Annotated in this window: 23 protein-coding genes and 1 tRNA gene; 11 read left to right on the top strand and 13 right to left on the bottom strand. The window is 73.1% G+C overall.

Annotated elements, in window-relative coordinates; translation table 11 throughout:
- Window positions 1-74: 74 nt before the first annotated feature.
- From ACLBXP_RS20140 to galE, 3 genes are all read right to left on the bottom strand, one after another.
- On the bottom strand, window positions 75-683 hold the full coding sequence (locus tag ACLBXP_RS20140) for a PAS domain-containing protein (protein WP_447669572.1): 609 nt from the start codon (window positions 681-683) through the stop codon (window positions 75-77).
- A gap of 268 nt (window positions 684-951) precedes the next feature.
- A complete protein-coding gene (locus ACLBXP_RS20145; RefSeq protein WP_447669573.1) occupies window positions 952-2,190 on the bottom strand; it encodes a lytic murein transglycosylase in 1,239 nt (412 codons plus the stop codon).
- A gap of 5 nt (window positions 2,191-2,195) precedes the next feature.
- Complete coding sequence (gene galE, locus ACLBXP_RS20150) at window positions 2,196-3,188, bottom strand: UDP-glucose 4-epimerase GalE (protein WP_447669574.1); 993 nt, start codon at window positions 3,186-3,188, stop codon at window positions 2,196-2,198.
- A gap of 184 nt (window positions 3,189-3,372) precedes the next feature.
- On the opposite strand from galE, the gene ACLBXP_RS20155 reads away from it, so the two are divergent.
- Window positions 3,373-4,239 (top strand): UTP--glucose-1-phosphate uridylyltransferase, encoded by an 867-nt coding sequence (locus tag ACLBXP_RS20155; protein ID WP_447669575.1) that lies wholly within the window; start codon window positions 3,373-3,375, stop codon window positions 4,237-4,239.
- A gap of 264 nt (window positions 4,240-4,503) precedes the next feature.
- Here the strand turns inward: ACLBXP_RS20155 and ACLBXP_RS20160 are convergent, their stop codons facing one another.
- Window positions 4,504-5,403: an N-formylglutamate amidohydrolase gene (locus tag ACLBXP_RS20160; protein ID WP_447669577.1), complete on the bottom strand. Its 900-nt coding sequence runs from the start codon at window positions 5,401-5,403 to the stop codon at window positions 4,504-4,506.
- 238 nt (window positions 5,404-5,641) lie between these two features.
- Between ACLBXP_RS20160 and cpdR the strand changes: the two genes are divergently transcribed.
- The 4 genes from cpdR to ACLBXP_RS20180 all read left to right on the top strand — a co-directional run bounded on the left by cpdR (window position 5,642) and on the right by ACLBXP_RS20180 (window position 7,695).
- Window positions 5,642-5,998, top strand: a complete 357-nt coding sequence (gene cpdR / locus ACLBXP_RS20165) for a cell cycle two-component system response regulator CpdR (protein WP_003603128.1) — start codon at window positions 5,642-5,644, stop codon at window positions 5,996-5,998.
- 85 nt (window positions 5,999-6,083) lie between these two features.
- On the top strand, window positions 6,084-6,389 hold the full coding sequence (gene grxC / locus ACLBXP_RS20170) for a glutaredoxin 3 (protein WP_447669578.1): 306 nt from the start codon (window positions 6,084-6,086) through the stop codon (window positions 6,387-6,389).
- The gene (locus ACLBXP_RS20175) at window positions 6,382-7,227 is read left to right on the top strand and encodes a carbon-nitrogen hydrolase family protein (protein ID WP_447669579.1); all 846 of its coding nucleotides are present in this window, start codon (window positions 6,382-6,384) and stop codon (window positions 7,225-7,227) included. The genes grxC and ACLBXP_RS20175 overlap by 8 nt, the downstream gene beginning before the upstream one ends.
- 18 nt (window positions 7,228-7,245) lie before the next feature.
- Entirely contained in the window at window positions 7,246-7,695 is a 450-nt protein-coding gene (locus tag ACLBXP_RS20180; RefSeq protein WP_447669580.1) for a DUF1178 family protein, read from the top strand.
- Window positions 7,696-7,707: 12 nt separating this feature from the next.
- Here the strand turns inward: ACLBXP_RS20180 and ACLBXP_RS20185 are convergent, their stop codons facing one another.
- Entirely contained in the window at window positions 7,708-8,178 is a 471-nt protein-coding gene (locus ACLBXP_RS20185) for a disulfide bond formation protein B (RefSeq protein WP_447669581.1), read from the bottom strand.
- Entirely contained in the window at window positions 8,179-8,760 is a 582-nt protein-coding gene (locus ACLBXP_RS20190) for a YqaA family protein (protein ID WP_447669582.1), read from the bottom strand. It lies immediately after the preceding gene.
- Window positions 8,761-8,898: 138 nt separating this feature from the next.
- Here ACLBXP_RS20190 and ACLBXP_RS20195 point away from each other — a divergent pair.
- A tRNA-Leu gene (locus ACLBXP_RS20195) sits at window positions 8,899-8,983 on the top strand.
- 22 nt (window positions 8,984-9,005) lie between these two features.
- On the opposite strand, the gene ACLBXP_RS20200 is transcribed toward ACLBXP_RS20195, so the two are convergent.
- Together ACLBXP_RS20200 and ACLBXP_RS20205 are read right to left on the bottom strand one after the other, a co-directional pair.
- Window positions 9,006-11,024: a methyl-accepting chemotaxis protein gene (locus ACLBXP_RS20200; RefSeq protein ID WP_447669583.1), complete on the bottom strand. Its 2,019-nt coding sequence runs from the start codon at window positions 11,022-11,024 to the stop codon at window positions 9,006-9,008.
- Between the two features lie 130 nt (window positions 11,025-11,154).
- Complete coding sequence (locus ACLBXP_RS20205) at window positions 11,155-12,306, bottom strand: ceramide glucosyltransferase (RefSeq protein ID WP_447669584.1); 1,152 nt, start codon at window positions 12,304-12,306, stop codon at window positions 11,155-11,157.
- An 84-nt stretch (window positions 12,307-12,390) separates the two neighbouring features.
- On the opposite strand from ACLBXP_RS20205, the gene ACLBXP_RS20210 reads away from it, so the two are divergent.
- A complete protein-coding gene (locus tag ACLBXP_RS20210; protein ID WP_447669585.1) occupies window positions 12,391-13,299 on the top strand; it encodes a histone deacetylase family protein in 909 nt (302 codons plus the stop codon).
- A gap of 28 nt (window positions 13,300-13,327) precedes the next feature.
- On the opposite strand, the gene ACLBXP_RS20215 is transcribed toward ACLBXP_RS20210, so the two are convergent.
- Entirely contained in the window at window positions 13,328-13,891 is a 564-nt protein-coding gene (locus ACLBXP_RS20215) for a TetR/AcrR family transcriptional regulator (protein ID WP_447669586.1), read from the bottom strand.
- An 86-nt stretch (window positions 13,892-13,977) separates the two neighbouring features.
- Between ACLBXP_RS20215 and ACLBXP_RS20220 the strand changes: the two genes are divergently transcribed.
- The 3 genes from ACLBXP_RS20220 to ACLBXP_RS20230 are packed head-to-tail and all read left to right on the top strand — an operon-like array spanning window position 13,978 to window position 19,326.
- The gene (locus tag ACLBXP_RS20220) at window positions 13,978-15,144 is read left to right on the top strand and encodes an efflux RND transporter periplasmic adaptor subunit (protein WP_447669587.1); all 1,167 of its coding nucleotides are present in this window, start codon (window positions 13,978-13,980) and stop codon (window positions 15,142-15,144) included.
- A gap of 8 nt (window positions 15,145-15,152) precedes the next feature.
- Window positions 15,153-16,244 carry an efflux RND transporter periplasmic adaptor subunit gene (locus ACLBXP_RS20225; RefSeq protein ID WP_447669643.1) on the top strand — a complete coding sequence of 364 codons (1,092 nt, stop codon included), beginning with the start codon at window positions 15,153-15,155 and terminating at the stop codon, window positions 16,242-16,244.
- A 22-nt stretch (window positions 16,245-16,266) separates the two neighbouring features.
- Window positions 16,267-19,326: an efflux RND transporter permease subunit gene (locus ACLBXP_RS20230; protein ID WP_447669588.1), complete on the top strand. Its 3,060-nt coding sequence runs from the start codon at window positions 16,267-16,269 to the stop codon at window positions 19,324-19,326.
- Here the strand turns inward: ACLBXP_RS20230 and ACLBXP_RS20235 are convergent.
- From ACLBXP_RS20235 to tsaA, 3 genes are all read right to left on the bottom strand, one after another.
- Entirely contained in the window at window positions 19,289-19,864 is a 576-nt protein-coding gene (locus tag ACLBXP_RS20235) for a MarR family winged helix-turn-helix transcriptional regulator (RefSeq protein WP_447669589.1), read from the bottom strand. The two genes, ACLBXP_RS20230 and ACLBXP_RS20235, sit on opposite strands and share 38 nt — an antisense overlap.
- Before the next feature lie 137 nt (window positions 19,865-20,001).
- Entirely contained in the window at window positions 20,002-20,724 is a 723-nt protein-coding gene (locus ACLBXP_RS20240) for an SGNH/GDSL hydrolase family protein (RefSeq protein WP_447669590.1), read from the bottom strand.
- 105 nt (window positions 20,725-20,829) lie between these two features.
- A complete protein-coding gene (gene tsaA, locus ACLBXP_RS20245; RefSeq protein ID WP_447669591.1) occupies window positions 20,830-21,333 on the bottom strand; it encodes a tRNA (N6-threonylcarbamoyladenosine(37)-N6)-methyltransferase TrmO in 504 nt (167 codons plus the stop codon).
- 142 nt (window positions 21,334-21,475) lie between these two features.
- Between tsaA and ACLBXP_RS20250 the strand changes: the two genes are divergently transcribed.
- Complete coding sequence (locus ACLBXP_RS20250) at window positions 21,476-22,969, top strand: AMP nucleosidase (RefSeq protein ID WP_447669592.1); 1,494 nt, start codon at window positions 21,476-21,478, stop codon at window positions 22,967-22,969.
- Between the two features lie 3 nt (window positions 22,970-22,972).
- Here ACLBXP_RS20250 and ACLBXP_RS20255 read toward each other — a convergent pair whose 3' ends face one another.
- Window positions 22,973-25,408, bottom strand: coding sequence for a PBP1A family penicillin-binding protein (locus tag ACLBXP_RS20255; protein WP_447669593.1), 2,436 nt, complete (start codon window positions 25,406-25,408; stop codon window positions 22,973-22,975).
- Window positions 25,409-25,465: the final 57 nt, after the last annotated feature.

The following is a 25,465-nucleotide window of genomic DNA, read 5'->3' on the forward strand; positions in this document are numbered from 1 at the left end:
GTCCCCTCCGAGCATATCGGAGCGGGGCGACGCCGAATAGCCGGAGCGCCGGGTCCGCGCCGCCGGCCGGACGCTCAGTGCAGGCGCTTGCGGCTGGCGCTCTGCTGCTGGCGCGCGAGCCGGCGCGCGAAGGCCACGAGGAGGGCCTTCGTCATGGCCTCGAACTCGGGGTCCTCCAGGCGCGTCACCGACCTGTGCAGGGCGATGCACTGGTCCGCGGCGAGCTCCAGCAGGGTCGCCGCGGCATCCGGCGTCGGGATCGCGAAGGCCTGGCCGCCGAGGTGGCTGTCGGTCACGTCGAGGGCGACGCCGCGGCCCTCGATGGGCTCCCCCGACGCGTCGCAGCGGAAGCACCCGCGGGACAGCACCCAGCGGATGCGCCGGTGGGGCGAGACGACCCGGTACTCCGCCACGTAGGAGCCGCCGGCGCGGGCGGCCTGCCAGATGATGTCCGAGATCAGCGCGCGATCCTCGGGATGGATCGCCGCGGCGATCTCGCTGAAGGGTACGCCGGCCCGGGAGCGGTCGGGGTCGATGTTGAACAGGAGCGCGACGACGGGGTCCGCTGACGCCCGATCACTGGCGATGTCCCAGGCCCAGGCCCCTACGCCCCGGGAGGCTGCGAGGGCGGCTTCGAGCGCCAGATCGGGGATGGAGTCCGGGGTCGGTTTCCGGCGGGTCATCGGCAAGGATCCGAAGCGGCCTGCAATCTATGTTAAGTAGGCATACCACAATCATAAGTAGCGCACGGCCACAATGCCCGACAGACGCAGCCCGGAACGGCGTTGGGATCATGGTGCGACCGGCTCGCGGTGAGGCGGGACGTCTCGCAGCCCCGGAGACGGGTGATGCCATCCGTCCAAGCGGCCTCGTCTCCACGCTCCCGATCGGCGATCCAGGCTTCCACCCCGCCTCCCCCGAGGCGGATGCAGCGGCTGCCGAGGCCGCGGCTCAGCGGCCGGCCTCGACGCGGGCGAGCAGCGCGGGCGTCGCGTAGCCGTCCGCCGCGAGGCCCGCGCGGAGCTGGAAGCGGCGCACCGCCTCCCGCAGCTTCGGGCCCGCCCGGCCGTCGGCCTCCCCGTCGTAGAGCCCCGCCGCGGCGAGGCCGCGCTGCAGGGCCTTCAGGCCGGCCGTGTCGAGGCGGGTCTCCGGCCCGGGCCAGGGCGCGGCGAGAGAGGGCCCCCCGGCCAGCCGGTCGGCGAGGTGGCCGACCGCCAGCGCGTAGGAATCCGACGTGTTGTAGGCGCGCACGACCTCGAAGTTGTCGGTGATCAGGAAGGGCGGGCCGCCGAGCCCGCCGGGCAGGAACAGGCTCGCGGCGCCCGCGGTGGGCAGGGGGCCGCCGTCGAGGCGCCGCACGCCACGCCGGGCGAACTCGGAAAGGTCGGCGCGGTACCCCGCGAGGTCGTAGCCCTCCGGCAGCGTCACGGCGTAGCCCCAGGACACGGCGGGGTTCCAGCCGAGATCCTTCAGGTAGCTGGCGATGGACGCAAGGGCGTCGGCGTCCGAACCCCAGATGTCCCGATGGCCGTCGCCGTCGAAGTCGACGGCGTGCCGGAGGAAGGTCGAGGGCAGGAACTGGACCTGCCCCATGGCGCCGGCCCAGGACCCCTTCATCCGCTCGGGCGCGACGTCGCCCCGCTCCAGGATGGTCAGGGCGGCGAGCAGTTCCTCGCGGAACAGGTCGCCCCGGTGCCGGGCCTGGGCCAGCGTCGCGAGGGAGCGGATCACCGGCAGGCTGCCGCCGCTCGCTCCGAAATCGGACTCGACGCCCCAGAAGGCCAGGATCACGGAACGCGGCACGCCGTAGCGGGCCTCGATGCGGCCGAGGGTGCCGGCGAGCGCCGCGGCCCGGGCCTGGCCCCGGGCGATGCGGCCGGGTGAGACGGCGCCGACGAGGTAGTCCCAGACGGGCCGGGCGAACTCGCCCTGGCGCCGGGTTCGGGCAAGGACCTCCGGATCCGGGCCGCCGATGCCCCGGAAGGCCGCCGCGAAGGTGGCGTCCGACACGCCCCGCGCCCGCGCATCGGGCCGGAGCGCCGCCACGAAGGCGGTGAAATCCTCGGCGCGCTGGGCGGGCTTCTCCGCGGCGGGTGTCCGGGACGGGCCCGGCGCCCCGGCCGCAGGGAGTGCCAGAACCATGGCAACGATCGTGGCCACGCTCAGGACGGCGACGGACGGGGCGCGCATCGGGGTCAGCGGTGGTTGCGCCTGGCGAGCGCGTCCTCCCAGTGGAGCGCCTGCCGCACGATCCCCTCGAGGTCGTCGTACTTCGGGGACCAGCCGAGCCGGTCTCGGATGCGGTCGGCCTGCGCGACGATCCGGGCCGGGTCGCCGGCGCGGCGCGGCGAGAGGCGCACCTCGAAGTCGCGGCCCGAGACGCGCTTCACCACGTCGACGACCTCCAGCACCGAATAGCCGCGCCCGTAGCCGCAATTCAGGGTGAGGCTCTCGCCGCCGGAGCGCAGGTGGTCCAGGGCGACGCGGTGCGCCTCGGCAAGGTCCGAGACCTGGATGTAGTCGCGCAGGCAGGACCCGTCCGGCGTCGGGTAGTCGGTGCCGTAGACGTCGAGGTGGCTGCGCTGCCCCAGCGCGGCCTGGGTCGCCACCTTGATCAGGTGGGTGGCGTTCGGGGTCGACTGGCCGGAGCGGCCGCGGGGATCGGCGCCCGCCACGTTGAAGTAGCGCAGGACCACGTAGGTGAAGCCGTGCGCCCTGGCGGCGTCCTCGATCATCCACTCGCTCATCAGCTTCGAGCGGCCGTAGGGGTTGATCGGCGCGAGCGCGAGGTCCTCGGGCACCGGCACCGTCTCGGGCTCGCCGTAGACGGCGGCCGTGGAGGAGAAGATGACGTGGCGCACGCCCGTGCGCGCCGCGGTCTCGATCAGCGCGCGCGTCTTCACCGTGTTGGCGAGGTAGTAGCCGAGGGGGTCGGCGACCGAGTCCGGCACCACGATCTTGGCGGCGAAGTGCGCCAGCGCGTCGATGCGGTGCTGCAGGATGGTCTCGGTGACGAGGCCCTGGTCCGCGACGTCGCCCACCACGAGCTTCACCTCGGGGGGCAGCGCCCAGTCGAACCCGGTCGAGAGGTCGTCGAGGACGACGATCTCCTCGTGCCCGGCATCCTGCAGGGCGAGGACCATGTGGCTTCCGATGTAGCCCGCACCGCCCGTGACCAGAACCGCCATCGTCGTTCGCCCTGCCTCGATCCCCGGAAAGACTTAGTACCCGCCTCCGACCTCACGATGATAGGGCAAAGCGCTCGCGCGGGCGCCGCGCGGGCCTTGCGGCGCGCGCAGCCGTGCTATCTTTCTGGCCCGGACCCCCCAGCGTCCACGCTCCTCCACTCCCCCTGCATTGGGATCCTCCGCGATGAAACCGATCCGCAAGGCCGTCCTCCCCGTCGCCGGCTTGGGTACCCGCTTCCTGCCCGCCACCAAGGCGGTCCCGAAGGAGATGCTGACGGTGGTCGACCGTCCGGTGGTCCAGCACGTGGTGGACGAGGCGAAGGCCGCCGGCATCGAGCACTTCATCTTCGTGACGGGCCGCGGCAAGGCGGTGATCGAGGACCACTTCGACATCGCGTTCGAGCTCGACCACACCCTGCAGGAGCGCGGCAAGACTGCCGCCTACGAGGAGCTGAAGCGCGACCTCCCGCAGGCGGGCCAGACGAGCTTCACCCGGCAGCAGGCCCCCCTCGGCCTCGGCCACGCGGTGTGGTGCGCCCGCGAGATCGTCGGCGACGAGCCGTTCGCGGTGCTGCTGCCCGACATGCTGAGCCGCGGCTGCATGGACCAGATGCTGGCCGCCTACGCGCGCCACGGCGGAAACGTGATCGCCGTCGAGGAGGTGAAGCCCGAGGAGACCCACCAGTACGGGATCGTCAGCGTCGGCGATACCTTCGGCCAGACCTTCGAGATCACCGGCATGGTCGAGAAGCCGAAGCAGGGCACCGCTCCCTCGAACTACATCATCTCGGGCCGCTACATCCTGCAGCCGGAGATCTTCGAGATCCTGGAGAAGGGCGAGAAGGGCGCCGGCGGCGAGATCCAGCTCACCGACGCGATGATCCGGCTCGCCGAGCAGCAGAGCTTCTTCGGCATGCGCTACGAGGGCCGCACCTACGACACCGGCTCGAAGCTCGGCTTCCTCACCGCCAACCTCGCCTACGCGCTGGAGCGCGAGGACCTTGCCGGGCCGCTCCGGGCCGAGATCGCCCGGCTGCTGGATAACCACTGAATGGCAAGCGCTCCGCTCAATCGCGCATAAGTTGCACACCCACGATCTGGTTGCGCACCACGCGCCTGAGCCATGCGCCGGAAGCGGGCGCGAAGCCGCGAAGGCCCTTGCGTTTTGTGCGACGCACTTTACTTTGTGCATTGCGGGAACGCGATGGCGTCGCGGTCCCGCAGCCCTTCTTGGGCGTTTCCTCCCTAGACTTCGGGCCGCTCCTTCGGGAGTGGCCTTTTTTCTTGGGCGCTCGCCCCGGAACTGCCGATGCGGCTACTCGGCCGCTATGCGCCGCGGCGAGAGGTCGGCCGCGGCCGCCACGGCGACGATCACCGCCCGCAGGGCGGCGGCAAGCTCCTCGAAGCCGTCCGTCATCGCGAGGCTCGCCTCGTTCATGTAGAGGGCGCGGTTGATCTCGATCTGCAGGGCGTGGCGCCCGAGGTTCGGCTCGCCGTAATGCTCGGTGATGAAGCCGCCCGCGTAGGGCTTGTTGCGCACAACCCGGAAGCCGCGGGCACGCAACGCGTCCTCGAACAGGTCGATCAGGGCCGGCGCGCAGGCGGTGCCGAAGCGGTCGCCCAGCACGAAGTCGGCCTTCGCATCGCTGTCCCGGCCGAGGCTCGAGGACGGCATCGAGTGGCAGTCGATCAGCATGGCGTGACCGAACTGCCGGGCGGTGCGCTGGATCAGCCCGCGCAGCGCCCGGTGATAGGGCTTGTAGAGGCCCTCGATGCGGCCCACCGCATCCTCCACGGCGAGGCGGCGCCCGTAGATCTCCTGCCCGTCCGCTACCACCCGCGGCACCGTGCCGAGGCCGCCCGCGACGCGCATCGAGCGGGTGTTGGCGAAGGGCGGCAGGCGTCCGTCGAACATGCGGGGGTCGAGCTCGTAGGGCTCGCGGTTCACGTCGAGGTAGGCGCGGGGGAAGTTCGCCCGCAGGAGCGGCGCGCCCAGGTCGACCACCGGGGCGAACAGCCGGTCCACGTGGGCGTCCTCGGAGCGGCGCAGCGAGAGCGCGTCGAGGCGGGAGGCGGCCAGGAAGACCGGCGGGTAGACGGCCCCGGAATGGCCTGCGTTGAACACGAAGGGGAGGGTGTGCGCCGCCGGCTCGTCGACCGCGAAGGCCGGCGCGAAGCCGAAGGCGTCGGCATGGTCCGGAGTCGGCGCTGTCATCGGGAGGCGTGCGCCCCTTAGGTCTCGCGAGCGGATACGGCGTGGCCCCACATTGGTGCGCGCGGACGCGCCTGTCCACTGTGCGGGGGCCACCGCGCGTGGGCCTGAGGGCGCAGCGTCGCATCCCCGCATCGGTGCCGCCCCGCACGGCGCGTGCCGGCCAAATCCTAACGCCTTGTTTACCAACCGCTCCCTTTATGGAATGAACACAGCGACTCGAAGGGCTCGGAAGCGTCCGATGAAGATCCTCCTCGCGGAAGACGACAACGACATGCGCCGGTTCCTGGCCAAGGCGCTCCAGAACGCGGGCTACGACGTCCTGTCCTTCGACAACGGGCTGTCCGCCTACAACCGGCTGCGCGAGGAGCCGTTCGAGCTTCTGCTGACCGACATCGTGATGCCCGAGATGGACGGCATCGAGCTGGCCCGCCGGGCGACCGAGCTCGACCCCGACATCAAGGTGATGTTCATCACGGGCTTCGCGGCGGTGGCCCTCAACCCGGACTCGAAGGCCCCGAAGGACGCGAAGGTCCTCTCGAAGCCCTTCCACCTGCGCGACCTCGTGAACGAGGTGGAGAAGCTGCTCGCGGCCTGAGGCGCCCGCGCGGGGCCGGCCCTGTGCAAGGGGGGGGCTGCCTGCCTATATGAGGACCGTCATTCACGGGACGCGTCCGCCATCCATGCAGCCGGTCACGATCTACACCACGGCCTGGTGCCCGTACTGCTCCGCGGCCAAGAGCCTGCTCAAGCAGAAGGGCGCGGCCTTCACCGAGATCGACGTCGAGCGCACGCAGGGCGCGCGGGCCGCGATGGTCCAGCGGGCCGGCGGCCGCACCAGCGTCCCCCAGATCTTCGTGGGCGATACCCACGTGGGCGGCTGCGACGACCTCTACGCCCTCGACCGATCGGGCGGGCTCGACCCGCTCCTCGCCACGGCCGCCAAGGCGGCGGTGGGCAAGGCGACGGCGGGCAATGCCGATGCCTGAGCCCGTCTTCGTCGCCGCCTGTGTCCAGATGCGATCGGGCCGCGAAGTCCTCGCCAACCGGGACGCGGCGGTCGCGGGCGTGCGCGAGGCGGCCGCCCGCGGCGCTCACTACGTGCAGACGCCGGAGATGACCTCCCTCGTCGAGCGCGAGCGCGCCGCCCTGTTCGACAAGGTCCGCACCGAGGCCGAGGACCCGACCCTCGCTGGGCTGCGCGAGGCCGCGCGGGACGCGGGCGTCTGGGTGCAGATCGGCTCCCTCGCAATCCTCAACGGCGAGAAGATCGCGAACCGCGCCTTCCTGATCGACGCCGAGGGCGAGATCGCCGCCTCCTACGACAAGGTGCACCTCTACGACGTCGACCTTCCGAACGGCGAGCGCTGGCGGGAATCGGCGACCTACGCGGGCGGCGCCTGCGCGGTCGTGGCCGACACCCCCTGGACCCCGATCGGCGTCGGCATCTGCTACGACGTCCGCTTTCCGGCGCTGTTCCGGGCGCTCGCCGAGGCCGGCGCCGGCATCCTCACGGCGCCCGCCTGCTTCACGAAGCAGACCGGGGAGGCGCACTGGCACATCCTGCACCGGGCCCGCGCCATCGAGACCGGCTCGTTCATGATCTCGGCCGCGCAGGGGGGCCGCCACGAGGACGGCCGCGACACCTACGGCCATTCGCTCATCGTCGATCCCTGGGGGAGGGTCCTCGCGGATGCGGGCGGGGCGGAGCCCGGCGTGATACTCGCCGAGATCGACACCGCGCGGATCGCCGAGGCGCGCGCTCGGATCCCCACCCTCGAGCACGCCCGGCCCTTCACCGTCGAGCGGGCGCGCCGCCCGAACTGACACGCACGCCGCGAGATCATGATCCGCTACACCCTCGCCTGCGAGGACGGCCACCGTTTCGAGAGCTGGTTTCCGTCGAGCGACTCCTACGACGCGCAGGCGGCCGGCGGGCTCGTGAGCTGCCCCGTCTGCGGGTCGTCCCGGGTCGCCAAGGAGATGATGGCGCCCCGCGTCAGCCGGAGCGAGCGCGCCGAGGCCGTCCCCGTCCCGGCCGAGGCCGCACCCGTGCCGGGGACGAGCGAGCCGGAGCGGCGCCTGCGCGCCCTCCTGCGGGCCGTGCGCGAGCAGGTGACGAGCACCGCCGAGCATGTCGGCCCGCGCTTCCCCGAGGAGGCGCGCAAGATCCACTACGGCGAGACCGAGGAGCGTGCGATCTACGGCGAGGCGAGCCCCGGCGAGGCCCGCGCCCTGATCGAGGAGGGCATCGCCGTGGCGCCGCTGCCGGTGATGCCGGACGACCGGAACTGAGGGACGGCCGGCTCAGCGCCGCAGGGCGGCGGTCCCGGCTACTGACGCGAGGGCGAAGGCGATCACGGCGTTCCAGCCCGCCAGCGAGATCCCGGCGAGGCGCCAGGCCGCCGTCGAGCAATCCACCACCCGCGTGGTCTTGAGCGTGTCCAGGAAGGCGCCGACGTCGCTGGGGTTGGCGCCGCTGCCGCCGCCGCAATCACTCGGCCCCGGCCAGAAGCCCCATTCGGCCCCCGCGTGGTAGGCGCCGAGGCCCGCGCCGTAGAGGAGGCCCGCCGCCGCGAGGCCGAGGAGGAGCCGCGCGAGGCGCTCCGGCGCGATCACGGCGAGCGCCGCCAGGGGGAGGGCCGCGTAGTAGGGGATGCGCTCGGTCAGGCAGAGCTTGCAGGGCACGTAGCCGAGGCCGTGCTCGAAGAACAGCGCGCCGCCGACCGTGAGGGCCGAGCCGGCGAGGACCAGGAGGGCGGCCTGCCTGCGGGTCATCTAGAGGATCACCTTGAACACCACGAAGCCGAGGATGATCACCGCCACCGAGATCGCCGCCACGGCGTTCAGGTGCCGGTCGAGCACGCCGCGGATCTGCACCCCGTAGCGGCCGAGCAGCGCCGCGAGCAGGAAGAAGCGCGCCCCGCGCGTCACCACCGAGAGCACCGTGAACCAGAACAGGCTGTAATGGGCGAAGCCGGAGGTGATGGTGACGAGCTTGTAGGGGATCGGGGTCAGCCCCTTCAACAGGATCACCCAGTGGCCGTAGGCCGCGTAGGAGGCCTGGAAGGTCTCGGCCGACCGCTCGAGGCCGTAGAGGCGGAACACCCACTGCCCGATGGAATCGAACAGCAGGGCGCCGATGGCGTAGCCGACGAGCCCTCCCGCCACCGAGCAGACCGTCGCCACGAGGGCGTAGAACCAGACCCGGTCCGGCCGGCTCACCGACATCGGCACCAGCATCGCGTCCGGCGGCACCGGGAAGAACGAGCTTTCCGCGAAGGCCACCGCCCCGAGGGCGTAGGGCGCCGAAGGCTTCCCGGCGAGCGCCAGGATCCACTCGTAGAGGCGGCGGATCATCGAGGACCATCAGAGGCGTTGAGCGAGGCGCCCTTTGAGCACGGCCGAACGGCCGTGGCCAGCCTGGAGGGTCGGGCCCGGGGCGGACGGAGAAAGTCCTTGGCCGGCCCGGCCCTCCCGTGCGAAGAGGCGCCGGTCGCGGGTATGGCGGAATTGGTAGACGCGGGCGACTCAAAATCGCCAGCCGCAAGGCGTGGGGGTTCGATTCCCTCTACCCGCACCACCCCGCCCGGCTGGCATTCCGTTCAGGCGGCCCGCACCTCGGCCAGGAACTGCGCGACCTCGCGCGAGAGCAGGTTGGACTGGCGAGACAGGTCCGCGGTTGAGGCGAGCACCGCCGTCGCCGCGGCGCCGGTCTCCTCGGCCGCCCCGGCCACGCCCGCGATGTTGCCCGTCACGTGCCCCGTCCCGGCCGCGGCCTCGGCGACGTTGCGCACGATCTCCTGGGTGGCGGCGGCCTGCTGATCGACCGCGGTTGCGATGGCGGTGGTCAGGCTGCTGATCTCGCCGATGCGGGTCCCGATGCCGCCGATGGCCGCGGCGGCCTGCGTGCTCGACGCCTGCACCTGCTCGATCTGCGCGGTGATGTCGCCGGTGGCCCGCGCCGTCTGGCTCGCCAGCGCCTTCACCTCCGCGGCGACAACCGCGAAGCCGCGCCCCGCCTCGCCGGCCCTGGCCGCCTCGATGGTGGCGTTCAGCGCCAGCAGGTTCGTCTGCTCGGCGATGCCGGTGATCATCGCGACCACGTTGCCGATGCGGGCGGCCGCCTCGGTGAGGTCGCGCACGAGGCCCGCGCTGCGGCCCGCCTCGTCGACCGCCAGGCGCGCGAGGGCGGCCGAGCCGTCGACCTGCCGCCCGATCTCGCGCACCGACGCGCCGAGCTCCTCGGCGGCGGCCGAGACGGTGCCGACGTTGACGGAGGCCTCCTCGGCCGCCGCCGCCACGGTGGCGGATTGCGCCGCCGTCTGGGAGGCGAGGCCGGCCATGCCCGCGGCAGTGCGCTGCAGGGCGCCCGCCGCCGTCCCGACCTCATCGACGACGCCCCCCACGGCCCGCTCGAAGGCGTCCGCCATGGTGCGCAGGGCGGCCTTGCGCTGGGCCTCGGCGCCGGCGCGGGCCAGCGCCGTCTCCTCCTCCAGGGCCCGCGCCCGGATGGCGCTGTCGCGGAACACCGCCACGGCGCCCGCCATGGCGCCGATCTCGTCGCGGCGCGCCGTGAACGGCACCGGCGCACCGGTGTCGCCCTCGGCGAGGCGGCCCATGGCCGCCGTCATGGCGGCGACCGGGCGGGCGACGCTGCGGGCGATCAGAACCGCGAAGGCGATGCCGACGAGGAGGGCCAGCGCCGCGGCGGCCAGGGTGACGCTGCGGGCAAGCCCCGCCTCGCCGGTCGCCCGCGCCTCGGTCTCGCGCATCAGCTCCACGGTGCCCTGCCGCAGGGTCCCGATGCGGGCGACGAGGTCCGCGTCACGCTCGGCCTGCAGCGCGCGGGTGCGCTCGCGGGCCGCGATCGCGGCGTTCATGCCGAGGGTCGCCTCCAGGTAGGCGGCGAGGCCGCGGCGCAGCTCGGCCACGCGCGGATCGGCCCCGGTGCTGCGCGCCTCCGCGAGGCGAGCGGCCTGCTGCGCGCCCTCGCCGAGCAGGCGCCGGGCCTCCTCGAACTCGGCCGACGCCCCGGTGTACTGGAAGCCGCGCATGGAGATGCGGGCGCGCAGGAACCGGTCCTGCAGGAGGATCAGCGGCGTCCCGGCCTCGGAGGAGCCGTAGGCCGCGATCAGGTCCGTGAGCGTCGCGGCAAGCGCCGTGCCCACCGGCGTGAGGACGCGCCGCGCCGCCGCCACCTCGTCCTGCCGGGCCTCGATGCTCTCGGGCCCCGAGACCATCGGGTCGTAGCGCTCGGTCAGCTCCGCGTGGATGCGCGCCCACGCCTCCTTCCTGGCCGGGATCGTCGAGGCCACGGACTGCTCACGGACGACGTCCTTCAGGTGCGCGTAGCTCCGCTTCAGGGCCGCTCGCGCCTCCGGCGTGTCGAGGGTCGAGAGGCTCCGGACGGCGGCCTGGACCTCGGCGTGCGACAGCTCGATGCCGGTCGCGCTCAGGGAGTTGCTCGCCTGCCGAGAGAAGCTCGCAAGATCTGTTTCCAGCGAGCTCAGCGTTCGTACGGTGGACCCGGCGATCATCACCAGCAGAAGCAGGACGAGGCCGAAGCCTAGGCTGAGCTTCGTCGCGACGCGCAGGTTCGAAAACGCTGACTGGACCTTCACGGCCTCGGCTCCTCTTGTCGCGAGCGGTTTGCTGCGATGCATCAAGTCGGGGCGGAAGATCGGACCGAATGGTAAAATATAAGTGATTTTGCATTCAGAAGATGAGGGGCGGAGCCGAATGCGCGCGGCCTCAGGCGGCGCGCAGGCGCTCGAGGGTGGCGCGCGGGCGGATGTCCATGGCGTTGCCGCGCCAGACCACCGCGCTGCGCAGCCAGGCCGCCGTCCACAGGGCCGGGATCATCACGTCCCGGGCGACGAGGGCGGCGAGGAACCGGGGGGAGGCGTGCCAGCCTGAGCGGATCGCCAGGGCGAACTCGGCGCCGTAGCCGGCCGCGAGCAGCGCCGCGAGGCCGGCGGCGGCCTCCGGCGTGCCGATGAGCGCCGCCGCGACGGCGAGGGGCAGGAGCGTCCCGGAGCCGATCTCGGGGGCGAAGAACAGCGGGAAGGTGACGCGGCGCAGCCGTGCCCAGCGCAGCTGGCGTCCCCAGACCTCGGCGAGGCGGCGCCGGCCGAGCGGCTGCTCGAAGGGCGCGGCGACGAGGTGGACCCGCCGCCCGGCGGCCCGCACCAGCTTCGTGGCCGCCGCATCCTCCGCGGTCTCCGCCGCGAGCGCCCGGATGCCGCCGTGCGCCTCCAGGAACGGCTTGTGCCAGAGCATGCTCTTGCCCTGCGCGAAGCCGAGGCCGAGCGCCTCGCCGGCATATTGCCAGCGGGCCTGGAGGGTGTTGAGGAACGCGCACTCGACCTCCGCCCAGAATCCGGAGGGACGGGCCCCGGCCGGCGTCGAGCAGACGAGGCCGGTGCGCGGGCCCCAGGCCGCCTGGAGGCGCTGCAGGTAGTCCGGGGGCATCAGCACGTTCGAGTCGGCGAGCACCACCCATTCGTGCCGGGCGGCCTCCCAGGGGCGCACGCAGTTGTTGAGCTTCGGGTTGTCGCTGACGGCCTCGTCGCCGATCAGGATGCGGGCGGGCACGGCCGGATGGGCGGCGACGAGCCGGCGCAGGAGCGGCAGGGCCGGATCGGCGGGGTCCGCCACGCCGAACAGGATCTCGTAGGACGGATAGGCGAGGCAAAAGCCCTGGGTCAGGGTCTCCTCGCTGAAGGTCTCGAGGCCGCAGACGGGACGGACGAGGGAGACGGGCGCGCCGTCCGGGAAGCTCGAGGCCCCGGGCCGGCGCCCGATGCGGAACGCCGCGACCGCGAGGCTCGCGAGGTTCGCGAGGACCACGAAGCCGGCGAGCGCGAGGCCGAGGAGGGTGGCGCTGTCGAGGGGGCCGGGCATCCGCGTTCCTCCGCCCGCGACGTCCTGGCGCGCCGGAGCGGCCCGGCCTAACAGCCGGGGCATTTCAGCCGTATGACAGCCTGGATGCTGCCCCCGATCGTCTTCCATCCGGCCTATCAGGCGACCCTGCCGGACGGCCACCGCTTCCCGATGCGCAAGTACGGGCTGCTGGCCGAGCGCCTGGCCGCCCTCGGGCTGGCACCCGGCGGCTTCGTGCGGCCCGAACCTGCGGATGCGGGCCTCCTCGAAGGCGCGCACGATCCGGCCTACGTGGCGATGGTGCTCGCCCACGCGGTGCCCCGGGCGATCGAGCGCGCGATCGGCCTGCCCGTGGAGGAGAGCGTGGTGCGCCGCTCCTGCGCGTCGGTGGGTGGCACCCTCGCGGCGGCGCGCCTCGCCCTCGACCTCGGGCTCGCCGGCAGCACCGCCGGCGGCAGCCACCACGCGAGGCGGGCGCAGGGGGCGGGCTTCTGCATCTTCAACGACGTGGCGGTGGCGGCCCTCGCGCTCAGGCGCTCCGGCGAGATCGCCCGCGCCCTCGTCGTCGACCTCGACGTCCACCAGGGCGACGGCACCGCCGACTGCCTCGCGGGCGAGCCGGACCTGTTCACCCTCTCGATCCACGCGGAGAGGAACTACCCGTCCGAGAAGATCCCGGGGGACCTCGACATCGGCCTGCCGGACGGGCTCGGGGACGCGGAGTACCTCGCGGTGATCGAGGGCCGGGTGCCGCCGCTCCTCGACGCGTTCGCGCCGGACCTCGTCTTCTACAATGCCGGCGTCGACCCCCACCGGGACGACCGCCTTGGGCGGCTCGCCCTCTCGGATGCCGGGCTGCTCGCCCGCGACCGCGCCGTGATCCGTCACGCGCGGGCGCGCCGCATCCCCCTCGTGGCGGTGATCGGCGGCGGCTACGCGAACGACGCCGAGGCGGTCGCGCACCGGCACGCCCTGGTCTTCCAGGCGATGGCGGCCGAGGCGGCGGGCGCGTGAGGGCCGGACGGCCCCGATCGACCTGAGCTCAGCCCTCCGGCAGGGCCCGCGCCCGCGCCTCCAGGGCGCCGAACAGCTCGTCGAGCTCCGCCCCTTCCAGGCTGTGGTAGCCGAGGCTGCGGCTCATCATCAGGCCGAGGATCGAGAACAGCAGGGCGGAGCCGGCGCCGGGCCGCCCCCCGCACCCTTCGAGGGCGGCGCGCTGCTCGGCCAGGAAATCCCGGAAGGCACTGAGCGCGGCCGGGTTCTCGGCGGTGGCGAGCAGGAGGGAATCGGGGAAGCCGCACTCCTCGGCATAGACCTCCCGCGCGTGCGCGACCGCCGCGACGGGCAGGTTGGCGGGCCCCGGCGGCAGCGCGGCGGCCCGGGCCGCGATGCCCTCGCGAAGGCGCCGCACCTTGCGGGCGGCGAGCGCCGTCACCAGGGCGTCCTTGGAGGCGTAGTGGTGCAGCACGCCGCCCTTGCTGAGGCCCGCCTCCGCCGCCACGGCGTCGATCGTCAGCGTCCGGCTGCCCGAGCGCCGGAGCAGGCTCTCGGCTGCGTCGAGGATGATCTCCGCGCGATCCTCGCGGCGGGTGCGCGGTAATGACATCGGGGCCTCGCCTGGAAACCGTCTGGACGGTCGGTAAGATAGCGGATAGGAGTGCGCCGCGATAGGGGCGAATCAGGAGCGGGCGGATGCAGGTCCACGCGAGTTCCTCCGTGCCATTCCGGGCGGGATCCTGGGCATGGGTGGCGGCTGGCGCGACCTGCGCCCTGCTGGTGACGGGCCTCGCGCCCGCGGCGGCCGACGAGTGGCCCCTCGCCGCGCAGACGCTGGTGCGCACGGTGACGGCCCGCGCCGAGCGCGTGGCGGTCGATGTCATCTTCACCGGGGACATCCAGGCGCAGGCGCAGACCAGCGTCTCCTTCCGCACGAACGGCAAGATCGCGGAGCGCCGCGTCGAGGTGGGCGACCATGTCGGGGCCGACCAGGTGCTGGCGCGCCTCGACCCGCAGGAGCAACGGGCGAACCTCGACAACGCGCGGGCCGCCCTGACCTCCGCCGAGGCCCTGCTGACCCAGGCCAAGCTCGGCTTCGAGCGCCAGAAGGCCCTGATGGCGAGCGGCTACACGACCCGGCCCTCCTATGACAACGCAGAGCAGCAACTGCGCACCACGCAGGCGGCGGTCGATTCCGCGAAGGCGGCGCTGGGCACCGCGCAGGAGCAGTTCTCCTACACCGAGCTGAGATCCGGGGTGGACGGGATCGTGCTGAGCCGCACGCTGGAGACCGGGCAGGTGGTGCAGGCCGGCCAGTCGGTCCTCGTCGTCGCCCAGGACGGGCCGCGCGACGCGGTGTTCAACGTCTACGAGGCCCTGCTCGCCACCCCGCCGGACTCGAAGCGGGTGCGCGTCGTCCTGCAATCCGACCCCTCCGTGGCGACCGAGGGGGGCGTGCGCGAGATCGCGCCGAGCGTCGATCCCGCCTCCGGCACCGTCCGGGTCAAGGTCGGGCTCGACGCGACGCCTACCGCCATGGGGCTCGGCGCGGTGGTGATCGGGCGGGGCGAATTCCGCCCGAACGAGGCCGTGGTGCTGCCCTGGTCCGCCCTCTACCGCTGGCGCAGCCAGCCGGCCGTCTGGATCCGCGATCCGCGGGCCGGCACGGTGGCGCCGCGCCCCGTCACCATCGCGCGCTACGGATCGGACACGATCGTGCTCGCCTCGGGCGTGGCGCCCGGCGAGGAGGTCGTGACCGCCGGCATCCAGTTCCTCCGGCCGGGCCAGCAGGTGACCCTCGCGGACGCCGCACCCCGGGCGGCCGCCATCGGGGATGCCGGGCGCCAGGAGGCGACGCCGTGACCGGCCCGATGCGCCTTCCCGGCGCCGCCCTCCTTCCCCTCTTTGCACTCCTGCCCCTCCTGTCCCTCGGGGCCTGCAAGCCCGCCGAGGAGGCGAAGGCGCCCGCGCCGGTGCGGCCGGTGCTCTACACCCTGGCGCGGCCCGTCGATGCGGTGACCTTCGGGCCCTTCGCGGGCACCGTCGAGCCCCGCTACCAGTCGCAGCTCGGCTTCCAGATCGGCGGCCGCATGGTCGCCCGCGACGTCACGGTGGGCGATCTCGTGCGCAAGGGCCAGCGCCTCGCCGCCCTCGACCCGATCGTGCCGCGCTTCGCGCAGGTCCGCGCGGAGGCCGACGTGGCGGACGCGCGGGCGCAGACCGAGAACGCGGTGGCGACCGAGGCGCGCACGCGTCGCCTGATGGAGGGCGGCAACGTCACGCAGGCCCAGCTCGACGGCGCGGTGGCGAACCGCGACACCGCGCAGGCCCGCCTCGCCCAGGCCCAGGCGAGCCTCCAGAAGGCCCGCGACCAGATGGGCTACACCGAGCTGAAGGCCGACTTCGACGGCGTCGTCACCGAGCGCCGCGCGGAGGTGGGGCAGGACCTCACCCCGGGCCAGGCGGTGGTGACGGTGGCTCGGCCCGAGGTCCGGGAGGCGGTCGTCGACATCCCCGAGGACCTCGCCGGCGCCATGCCGAAGGACGGCCGCTTCACGGTCTCCCTGCAGAGCGCCCCGGAGGTGACGGCGACCGGGACGGTGCGCGAGGTGGCGCCCTTCGCCGATGCCACGACCCGCACGCGCCGCATCCGCCTGACGCTCGCCGATCCGCCCTCCGCCTTCCGCCTCGGCGCTACCATCACGGTGGCGCTGGCGCGGGCCGTGCCGCCGCGCTTCGTCCTGCCCGCCACCGCGATCCTCGCGGGGGAGGGGGGCGACGCGGTCTGGATCGTCAACGCCGCGGGCGACGCCGTGGCGCGCCGCGCCGTCACCCTCGCCGAGCACGGGCAGGCCCGCGCCGTGGTGAGCGCGGGCCTCGCGGCCAGCGACCGGGTGGTGGTGGCGGGCGTCCACTCCCTCTCCGAGGGCCAGGCCGTGCGCCTCGCCGACGAGCCGCTCTGACACCCCTTTCGGGATCGCAGCCGTGTCGAACTTCAACCTCTCGGAATGGGCCCTCGGGCACCGCTCCTTCGTGTGGTTCCTGATGGCCGTCTGCCTGATCGCGGGCGCCATCGCCTACCGGGGCCTCGGCCGCGAGGAGGATCCGCCCTTCGCCATCAAGACCATGGTGGTGCAGGCGAGCTGGCCCGGCGCCACCATCAAGGACACCCTGGAGCAGGTCACGGACCGGATCGAGAAGGAGCTGCAGCAGGTCTCGACGCTGGACTACGTGCGCAGCTACACCACGCCCGGCCAGGCCACGGTGTTCGTGCAGCTGCGCGACACCACGAAGCCCGCCGAGATCCAGCCCTCGTTCTACCAGGTGCGCAAGCGCCTCTGGGACATCCAGAACACCTTCCCGCAGGGGATGCAGGGCCCGTTCTTCAACGACGAGTTCGGCGACGTCTACGGCAACGTCTACGGCTTCACGGCCGACGGGCTCACCCACCGCCAGCTGCGCGACTACGTGGAGGGCGTGCGCACCGAGATCCTCAAGGTGCCCAACATCGGCAAGACGCTGCTGCTCGGCACCCAGAAGGAGACGATCTACCTCGACTTCTCGACCCGGAAGCTCGCGGGCTACGGCATCGACCTGCAGGCGCTGATCCGGGCGCTCCAGGCCCAGAACGCCGTCTCGGCCTCCGGCGTGGTCCAGGCCGGGCCCGAGCGGGTCTCGGTGCGGGTGAGCGGCCAGTTCACCTCCGAGGAGAGCCTGCGCGACATCAACCTGCGCTTCAACGACCGCTTCTTCCGCCTCTCGGACGTGGCGGAGATCAGCCGCGGCTACGAGGACCCGCCCTCGGCCCTGTTCCGGGTGGACGGACAGCCGGCGATCGGCCTCGCCATCGCGATGCGGCCGAACGCCAACCTGCTGCGCTTCGGCGAGGACCTCAAGGCGCGCATGCGCATGATCGAGGCGAAGCTCCCGATCGGCGTCGGCATCCACCTCGTCTCCGACCAGCCGCGGATCGTCGAGGAGGCGGTGGGCGGCTTCACCCAGGCCCTCGTCGAGGCCGTGGTGATCGTGCTGGCGGTGAGCTTCATCAGCCTCGGGCTGCGCGCCGGCCTCGTGGTCTCGATCTCGATCCCCCTCGTCCTCGCCATCGTGTTCGTGATCATGCAGGTGATGGGGGTGACGCTGCAGCGCATCTCGCTCGGCGCGCTCATCATCGCGCTCGGCCTCCTCGTCGACGACGCGATGATCACCGTCGAGATGATGGTCGCGCGCCTCGAGCTCGGCGAGAACCTGAAGAAGGCGGCCACCTACGCCTACACCTCCACGGCCTTCCCGATGCTCACCGGCACCCTCGTCACGGTGGCGGGCTTCCTGCCGATCGGCTTCAACGGCTCGTCGGCCGGCGAGTACACCTACTCGCTCTTCGTGGTGATCGCCGCCTCGCTCCTCGTCTCCTGGGTGGTGGCGGTGCTGTTCGCGCCGCTCGTCGGCGTCGCGCTGCTGCCGAAGACGATGAAGCGGGAGGGCCACGAGCCGGGCCGCCTCGGGCGCGCGTTCCTCGCCGCCATCGTCGCCGCCATGCGCTACCGCTGGGTCACGATCCTCGCCTGCATCGGGCTGATGGCCGCCGCGATGGTCGGCATGACGCGGGTGCAGCAGCAGTTCTTCCCGGCGTCCGACCGCCACGAGATCCTCGTGGACATGACGCTGCCCCAGAACGCCACCATCGCCGAGACCCGGGCCCAGATGGACCGGTTCGAGGCCCGGCTGAAGGACGAGCCCGACATCGAGCGCTGGTCGTCCTACGTCGGCCAGGGCGCGGTGCGCTTCTACCTGCCCCTCGACCAGCAGCTCGCCAACGCCTTCTTCGGCCAGATCGTGATCGTGACGAAGTCCCTTGAGGCGCGCGACCGGCTGTTCCCCAAGCTCGAGGCCATCGGCAAGCGCGACTTCGTGGGCACCGACGTGTTCGTGAACCCGCTCTCGCTCGGCCCGCCGGTCGGCCGCCCGGTCCAGTACCGGCTGAGCGGGCCGGACCTCCAGACCGTGCGCGAGCACGCCCTGAAGCTCGCCGACATCGTGGCCTCCAACCCGCACGTCGCGGTGCCGACCTTCGACTGGAACGAGCCCGGCAAGGTGCTGCGCGTCGAGATCCAGCAGGACAAGGCGCGCCAGCTCGGCGTGACGAGCCAGGACATCGCCGGCATCCTCAACGGCGTCGTCGGCGGCACCTCGATCACGCAGGTGCGCGACGCGATCTACCTCGTGAACGTGGTGGGCCGCGCCCGGGAGGTGGAGCGGCGCTCCCTCGACACGCTGCAGAGCCTGCAGGTGACGCTTGCCAACGGCGCCGTCGTGCCGATCCTCGCCTTCGCGCGCATCGACTACGACCTGGAGCAGCCGATCGTCTGGCGCCGGGACCGGGTGGCGACGCTGACGATCCGCGCAGCCATCACCGACGCGACCCAGCCGCCCACCGTCGTGGCCGATCTGAAGCCGCGGATCGACGCCTTCGCGGCCGCCCTGCCGGAGGGCTACACCCTGGCCACCGGCGGCGCCGTCGAGGAGGCCGCCAAGGGCCAGGGGCCGATCGCCGCCGTGGTCCCGGTGATGCTCCTCACCATGGCAGTGTTCCTGATGATCCAGCTCCAGAGCGTGCAGAAGCTGATCCTGGTCTTCGCGGTGGCGCCCCTCGGCCTCATCGGCGTGGTGCCGGCGCTCCTCATCCCCGGCAAGCCGATGGGCTTCGTGGCGATCCTCGGCATTCTGGCGCTGATCGGCATCATCATCCGCAACGCGGTGATCCTGGTCAGCCAGATCGAGGAGAGCGAGGCCGAGGGCTACGGCCCGTGGGACGCAGTGGTAGAAGCGACGCGCCACCGCATGCGGCCGATCCTGCTCACGGCCGCCGCCGCGAGCCTCGGGATGATCCCGATCGCCCGCGAGGTGTTCTGGGGCCCGATGGCCTACGCGATGATCGGCGGCATCATCGCCGCCACCTTCCTGACCCTGTTCTTCCTGCCGGCCCTCTACGTGACCTGGTACCGGATCAAGGCGCCGCCGCGGCGCGCGCCCGGGCCGGCTTGACGGCCGCCGCGGGCAGCGCGACCCGCTCGGGCGGGATCGCGACGGGCTTCGAGAACCCGCGCAGGCCGCCCATCATCTTCGAGAGGAGGCGCACCACCGTCTCGACCTCGTCGCGGGACAGGGCCGCGAGGAAGTTCCGCTCCCGCTCCAGGGCGACCTGGGTGATCCGGTCGTGCAGGTCCTGCCCGGCGGGCGACAGGGCGATCAACCGGCGGCGTGCGTCGCGCTCGTCGCCGCGCACGATCACGAGGCCGCGCTTCTCCATCCAGGCGAGGCTCCGGCTGACGACGCCCTTGTCGAGGTGGGCGGCGCTGCAGATCGCGTGGGCGGTCACCCACGGCTCGGAGGCGAGGCGGTACATGATCCGCCAGTCGGTGATGCCGACCCCGAAGTTGCGACGGTAGAACGTCGACGCATTGCGCGTCAGACTGTTCGACAGGGTAGTAAGCAGAGCCGGGACGTAGAGATCGGGATCGATCACGTCGCTCGCCTCGCTGCCCGGATCCTCGCCGCGCATTGCCTTGATCGGACGACCCATCTGAGAAGCCCTCGAATCCCCGGCGCCATTGTGCAGAATTTACGCAAACGCGCCGTCAGGTTTGTCCAACAGGAAAACACCTTAGGACACATTTCGTTCAGGGTGGAGACGTTTGTGCGCGAAAACTGACGGAAATGTCACGGTGTGGTTGCGTTGCACAGGCTGGGGCCCAGCGCATTGAGCACTGGGCGATAGGCGGAGAGGTGGAGCCCGTCGCGCAGGGCCCCGGGCTTCGCGAAGCCGCCGGTGCCGTCGCGCAGGTCCGCGAAGGGGTCCGCGAAGGTGCAGCCCAGCCGGGCGCAGAGCGCCTTCAGCCGGTCCGAATACGCATCGACCGCCTCGGCATCGAGGCGGTCGCCGAGGGCCCGGCCGACCGGGGGCACCGCCGTGACGACGACCCGATCCGTCACGCCCTGCAGCCGGGTGACGATCCGGGACGCCGCCGCCTCGAACTCCGCGGCCACCGCCGGGTCCCGGGGCCGGCTCTTCCGCAGGAGGTTGTTGCTGCCGATGGTGAGCGTCGCGGCCCGCGGCCGGCGCGGGAAGCGCAGGGTGTCGAGGAGGTCCGCGTAGACGGCGGCGCTGGCGCCGCTCACCCCGCCGTTCACAAGTTCGAGCCCGCAGGCGCGCTGGGCGGGCGCCTGCAGCTCAGCCTGCGAATCGCCGGCCAGGAACACGTACGCCTCCGGCGCCTCGTCGAGGTGGACCTGCACGGCGACGAGGCGGTTCTGGGCGTAGGCGCGCGCGCTGAGCGACGGCGCCCCCCGCAGCGCCCAGCCGGCCGCGACGCCCGCGCCGAGAAGCAGGGCGGCGCCGAGAAGCAGGGCGGCGCCGAGGCCGAGGAGAAAGCGACGCGTCATGATGGGCTCATGGCATGATGGGCTCACGGACCGAGGACGAGGGTTCGACGCCTCTCGCGCGGCGCTGCTACGCTCGGCTTGGCCGGCCGGTTTCAGGGCAGCGAACTATTTGTCGAGGCCGCTGCGGTCGAGCGTGGCGCCCGGGCGGGCGTCGGTGCTGGCGTAGTAGGGCTTGATGTCGAGGAGCGGCGTGCCGTCGAGGCAGTCGAGGCCGCGTACGCTGAGCCGCGCCCCGTCCCGCCCCAGGAGCTCGACCACCGACAGGGCGACCGGGTTCGGGCGGGCGGGCGACCGGAGCGAGAAGGTCCCGCGGGGGCCGTCCGCGTGGCGCGGCCGCTGCACCACGAGGTCGCGTACCGCCCGGTCCATCCAGTAGAGCAGGATCAGGTGGCTCGCCCCCTCGACGTTGCGCAGGGCCGGCGCGAAGGCGGGATCGACCTCCACCGTGCAGACCGCGTCCGTGGCGAGGCCGTTCTTCGGGCAGTCCGCCCGGCGCGTCCAGGGCGTGCGCAGACGGCCGACGAAGTACAGGCCCGCATCGTAGCCCTCGGGGAGCACGACCGTCTCCTCGCCCGCCCTGCGGCCGAACTCCGCCTCGCTCCCGTCCATCGCGCGCTCCCTGCGACCCTGCCCGCGGGCTTTCGGCCATGCGCGGCCGGCGGGCAAGCCCCCGCCCGCGCTCGGCGATGGCGACACGCTCGCCCGCCGCCCGTATAGGGACGGAGAGGGTTCCGGGGGCGAGGAGGCTGGCTTGGTCGAGAACGAATTGCGGCCGATGGAGGCGGTGGGCGACCCCGAGACGGCGGTCGACCGGCTCACGGCGCTGCACGCCGAGGCGACCCGGGCGCTGCGCACCGCGCTCGCCCGCACCCTCGACGGGGGCCCGCCGCCGGACGCCGCCGAGCGGCTGAAGTTCCGCTACCCGGAGCTGCGCGTCACCTACCGGCCGACCGGCGCCGTGCCGCGGATCAGCCGGGCGACCGCGAAGCTGCAGGTCGCCGGCACCTACGCCACCACGGTGACCCAGCCCGACCACTTCCGCCACTACCTGCTCTCGCAGCTCCAGGCGCTCGCGGCCGACTACCCGATCAGCCTGGAGGTCGGCCTCAGCGCGCTGGAGATCCCCTACCCCTACGTTCTGGAGCCCGGCGCCGGGATGGGGGCCGGCAACCTCGATGCGGCCGACCTCGCCACCTGGTTCCCGGTGCCGCTCCTCTCGGTGGTCGGCGACGAGATCGCCGACGGCCTGTGGCAGCAGCGACCGGAGGAGCCGCGACCGCTCGCCCTGTTCGACGCGGTGCGCATCGACTACTCGCTGCGCCGCATCGTGCACTACACGGGCTGCGACTGGCGCGACGTGCAGCCCTGGATCCTGCTGACGAACTACCACCGCTACGTGGACCAGTTCGTGCGCCACGGGCTGGAGCGGCTGGCGAGCGGCGCGGAGGGGTTCGAGAGCCTGATCCTGCCCGGCGGCGTGACGGTGACGCGGGCCGAGGCTGCGACCGCCGACCCCGCCGCCCTCATCGCGGCCTCGCCCTGGCACCGCTTCCAGATGCCGGCCTACCACCTCGTCTCGCGCCGGCCGGACGGCGCGCCGCAGGGCACCACCCTCGTCAACATCGGCGTCGGCCCCTCGAACGCCAAGACGATCACCGACCACCTCGCAGTGCTGCGCCCGCATTGCTGGCTGATGGTCGGCCATTGCGGGGGGCTGCGGCAGTCGCAGAGCATGGGCGACTACGTGCTGGCCCACGGCTACCTGCGCCGCGACCGCATCCTCGACGAGCTGGTGCCGCCCGACGTGCCGGTGCCGGCGCTGGCCGAGGTCCAGCTCGCCCTGCAGGCGGCCGCCGCCCAGGTGACCGGCGAGGAGGCGGAGGCCCTCAAGCGGCGGCTGCGCACCGGTACCGTGGTGACCTACGACGACCGCAACTGGGAGCTGCGCTTCAGCCAGGAGCGCCGGCGAATCAACCTCAGCCGCGCCATCGGCGTCGACATGGAGAGCGGCACGATCGCGGCGCAGGGCTACCGCCTGCGGGTCCCCTACGGCACGCTGCTCTGCGTCTCCGACAAGCCGCTGCACGGCGAGATCAAGCTGCCGGGCGCCGCCAACGCCTTCTACGCGCGGGCCGTCTCCGAGCACCTGCTGATCGGCCTCGCGGCCCTCGACGCCCTGCGGGCCGACCGCTCGGGGCTGCACTCGCGCAAGCTCCGGAGCTTCGACGAGCCGCCGTTCCGGTAGGGCTTAGCGCTCGCGCCGCCACAGCCCCGCGCGCTCCGAGCGCGCCTGCTCCTCGGCGGCGAGGAGGTCCGCGGGCGCGCTGTCGCTGGCGCGGGCGCCGCCCGCGGCGAGGATCAGGCTCGCGAGGTCCTCGCCGTCGAGCTGGCAGCGCTGCCCGCCATCCTCGGCCGCCGCGCCGCAAGTCACCTCCCGGCGGCGCAGGTAGCGGGCGAGCTGGCGCGCCAGCGCGCCGCCCTCGCCCTCGACGCCGGCGAGGCGCACCACCTTGCCCCGGAAGGCGAGGGTGCCTGTGTCGATCACCTCGGGCACGCCGCGGCCGGCCGCCTCCGGCGCCGGGCTGACGGGGCGGGCGGGGGCGGGCTCCGCGCGGGCGGCGGAGGGCCTCTTGGCGCGGCCCTTGGCCATCTGGGCGCCCGCCCGCTGCACGAACTCGCGGAAGATCGCGGCCGGGATGTCGCCGCCGCTCACCCGGTTCATGGGGCTGTTGTCGTCGTTGCCGACCCAGATCCCGACGATCAGGTCGGTGGTCATGCCGACGAACCAGGCGTCGCGGTAATCCTGGCTGGTGCCGGTCTTGCCGCCCGCCGCCGTGCCGGGGATCCGCGCCGCCTTGCCGGTGCCGCCCTCGACCACCGCCTGCAGCGAGTCGAGCATCATGCCCCGCGCCTCGGGGGGCAGGCCCGCGGCCGGCTTCGGCTCGGGGTGGAGGTAGAGCGGCTGCGGGCCGCTGCCGCGGATCGCGTGGATGCCGTAGGTCTCAAGGGGCGTGCGGTCGGCGAGCACCCCCGCGTAGGCGCGGGTCATCTCGAGGAGCGTCACCTCCGCGGCGCCGAGCGCGAGGCTCGGCACGTTCGGCAGCTCCGACTGGACGCCGAGGCGGCGCGCCGTGTCGATCACCGCCGGGATGCCGACCTCGTCGGCGAGCTGGGCCGCCACCGTGTTGATCGACAGGGCGAAGGCCTGGCGCAGCGGCACCGCGCCGCGGAAGCGGTTGTTGGCGTTCTGCGGCTCCCAGTCGCCGATCTGCACCGGGCGGTCCACCAGCACCGAGTCCGGCGTGTAGCCGTTCTGGTAGGCGGTCAGGTAGACGAACAGCTTGAACAGCGAGCCGGCCTGGCGCTTGGCCTGGGTCGCCCGGTTGAACTGGCTGTCCTCGTAGTCGCGCCCGCCCACCATGGCCAGGATGGCGCCGTCCTTCGAGAGCGCCACGAGGGCCGCCTGGGACGCCTTCTTCTTCGCCCCCTCGGCGTCGAGGCGGCGGGCGACGATGCCCTCGGCGAGGCTCTGCAGGTCGAGGTTGAGGGTGGTGCGGAGCGTGAGGTCGCCCGTGCCCTCGCTGAGGCGGCGCGCGTCGCCCGCCACCATGTCGAGGAAGTAGTTGGCGCCCGGCGGCGTCTCGGGGGGCGTGCGCAGCGTGATGGTCTCGGCCCGCGCCTTGTCGGCCGCGGCGGCCGTGATCGCGCCCGTCTCCACCATGGTCTGGAGCACCACGTCGGCGCGCTCCTTGGCGCCGCCGAAGTTGCGGGTCGGCGCGAGTTGCGAGGGCGCGCGCACGAGGCCCGCAAGCATGGCGGCCTCGGGCAGCGTCACCGCCTTGGCGGGCTTGCCGAAGTAGCGCCGGGCGGCGGCGTCGACGCCGTAGGCGCCGGCCCCGAAATAGGCGGTGTTGAGGTAGCCGAGCAGGATCTCGTCCTTCGACATCTCGCTCTCGACGCGCAGGGCCAGGAACGCCTCCTGGATCTTGCGGCGCAGGGTCTTTTCCTGGGTCAGCGAGGTCAGGCGCACGTATTGCTGGGTGATGGTCGAGCCGCCCTCGCGGACGCCGCCGCCGGTGGCGTTGCGCCAGGCCGCCCGGAGGAGGCCCCGCAGGTCGACGCCCCAGTGCTCGCGGAAGCGCCGGTCCTCGATGGCGATGATGGCCTGCGCGAGCTGCGGGGGCAGGTCGCCGGCCTTGAGCGGCTCTCCCCGGAACGCCCCGCGGGTGGCGAAGACGCGCCCGTCATCGGCCTCCACCGTGACGGCCCGCTGGCCCGGATCGACCGCCGCGCCGCCGAGCGGCGGCAGCGTCAGGAAGGCCGAGAGCACGAGGATCGCGAGGCCGGCGAGCGGCAGGGCGACGAGCACAAGCGCCCCGGCGAGCCAGGGACGCCGGCGCCACCAGGCGCCGCCGGGGGCAGGCGTGGACGCGGCCGGCCGCGCCTCGGTCGCGGGCGGCGCCTCGCGCCGCCGCCGCAGGCGCTCGCCGAGGCCGCGCAGAAGCGGCGCCGCACGGCCCGCGCCGGCGCGCCCCCGGCGGCCGGCACCCCGGATCGCGCCGGCCGCCAGGATGCCGAGCTGGCGCCCGAGCGTCCGTGCCGCCGCGGCCGCCTCCCGGGCGGCCGCGCGGGTGTCGGGGGCACCGTCGTCGCCGCGCGGATGGTCGGGGTCCGTGGGGGCCATCGCGCTCCAGGGTCGGCAGAGATGAGCCGGCGGATTCGGGCGGCCCTTGTAGACCGG

It is taken from the genome of Methylobacterium sp. A54F, from assembly GCF_053346035.1.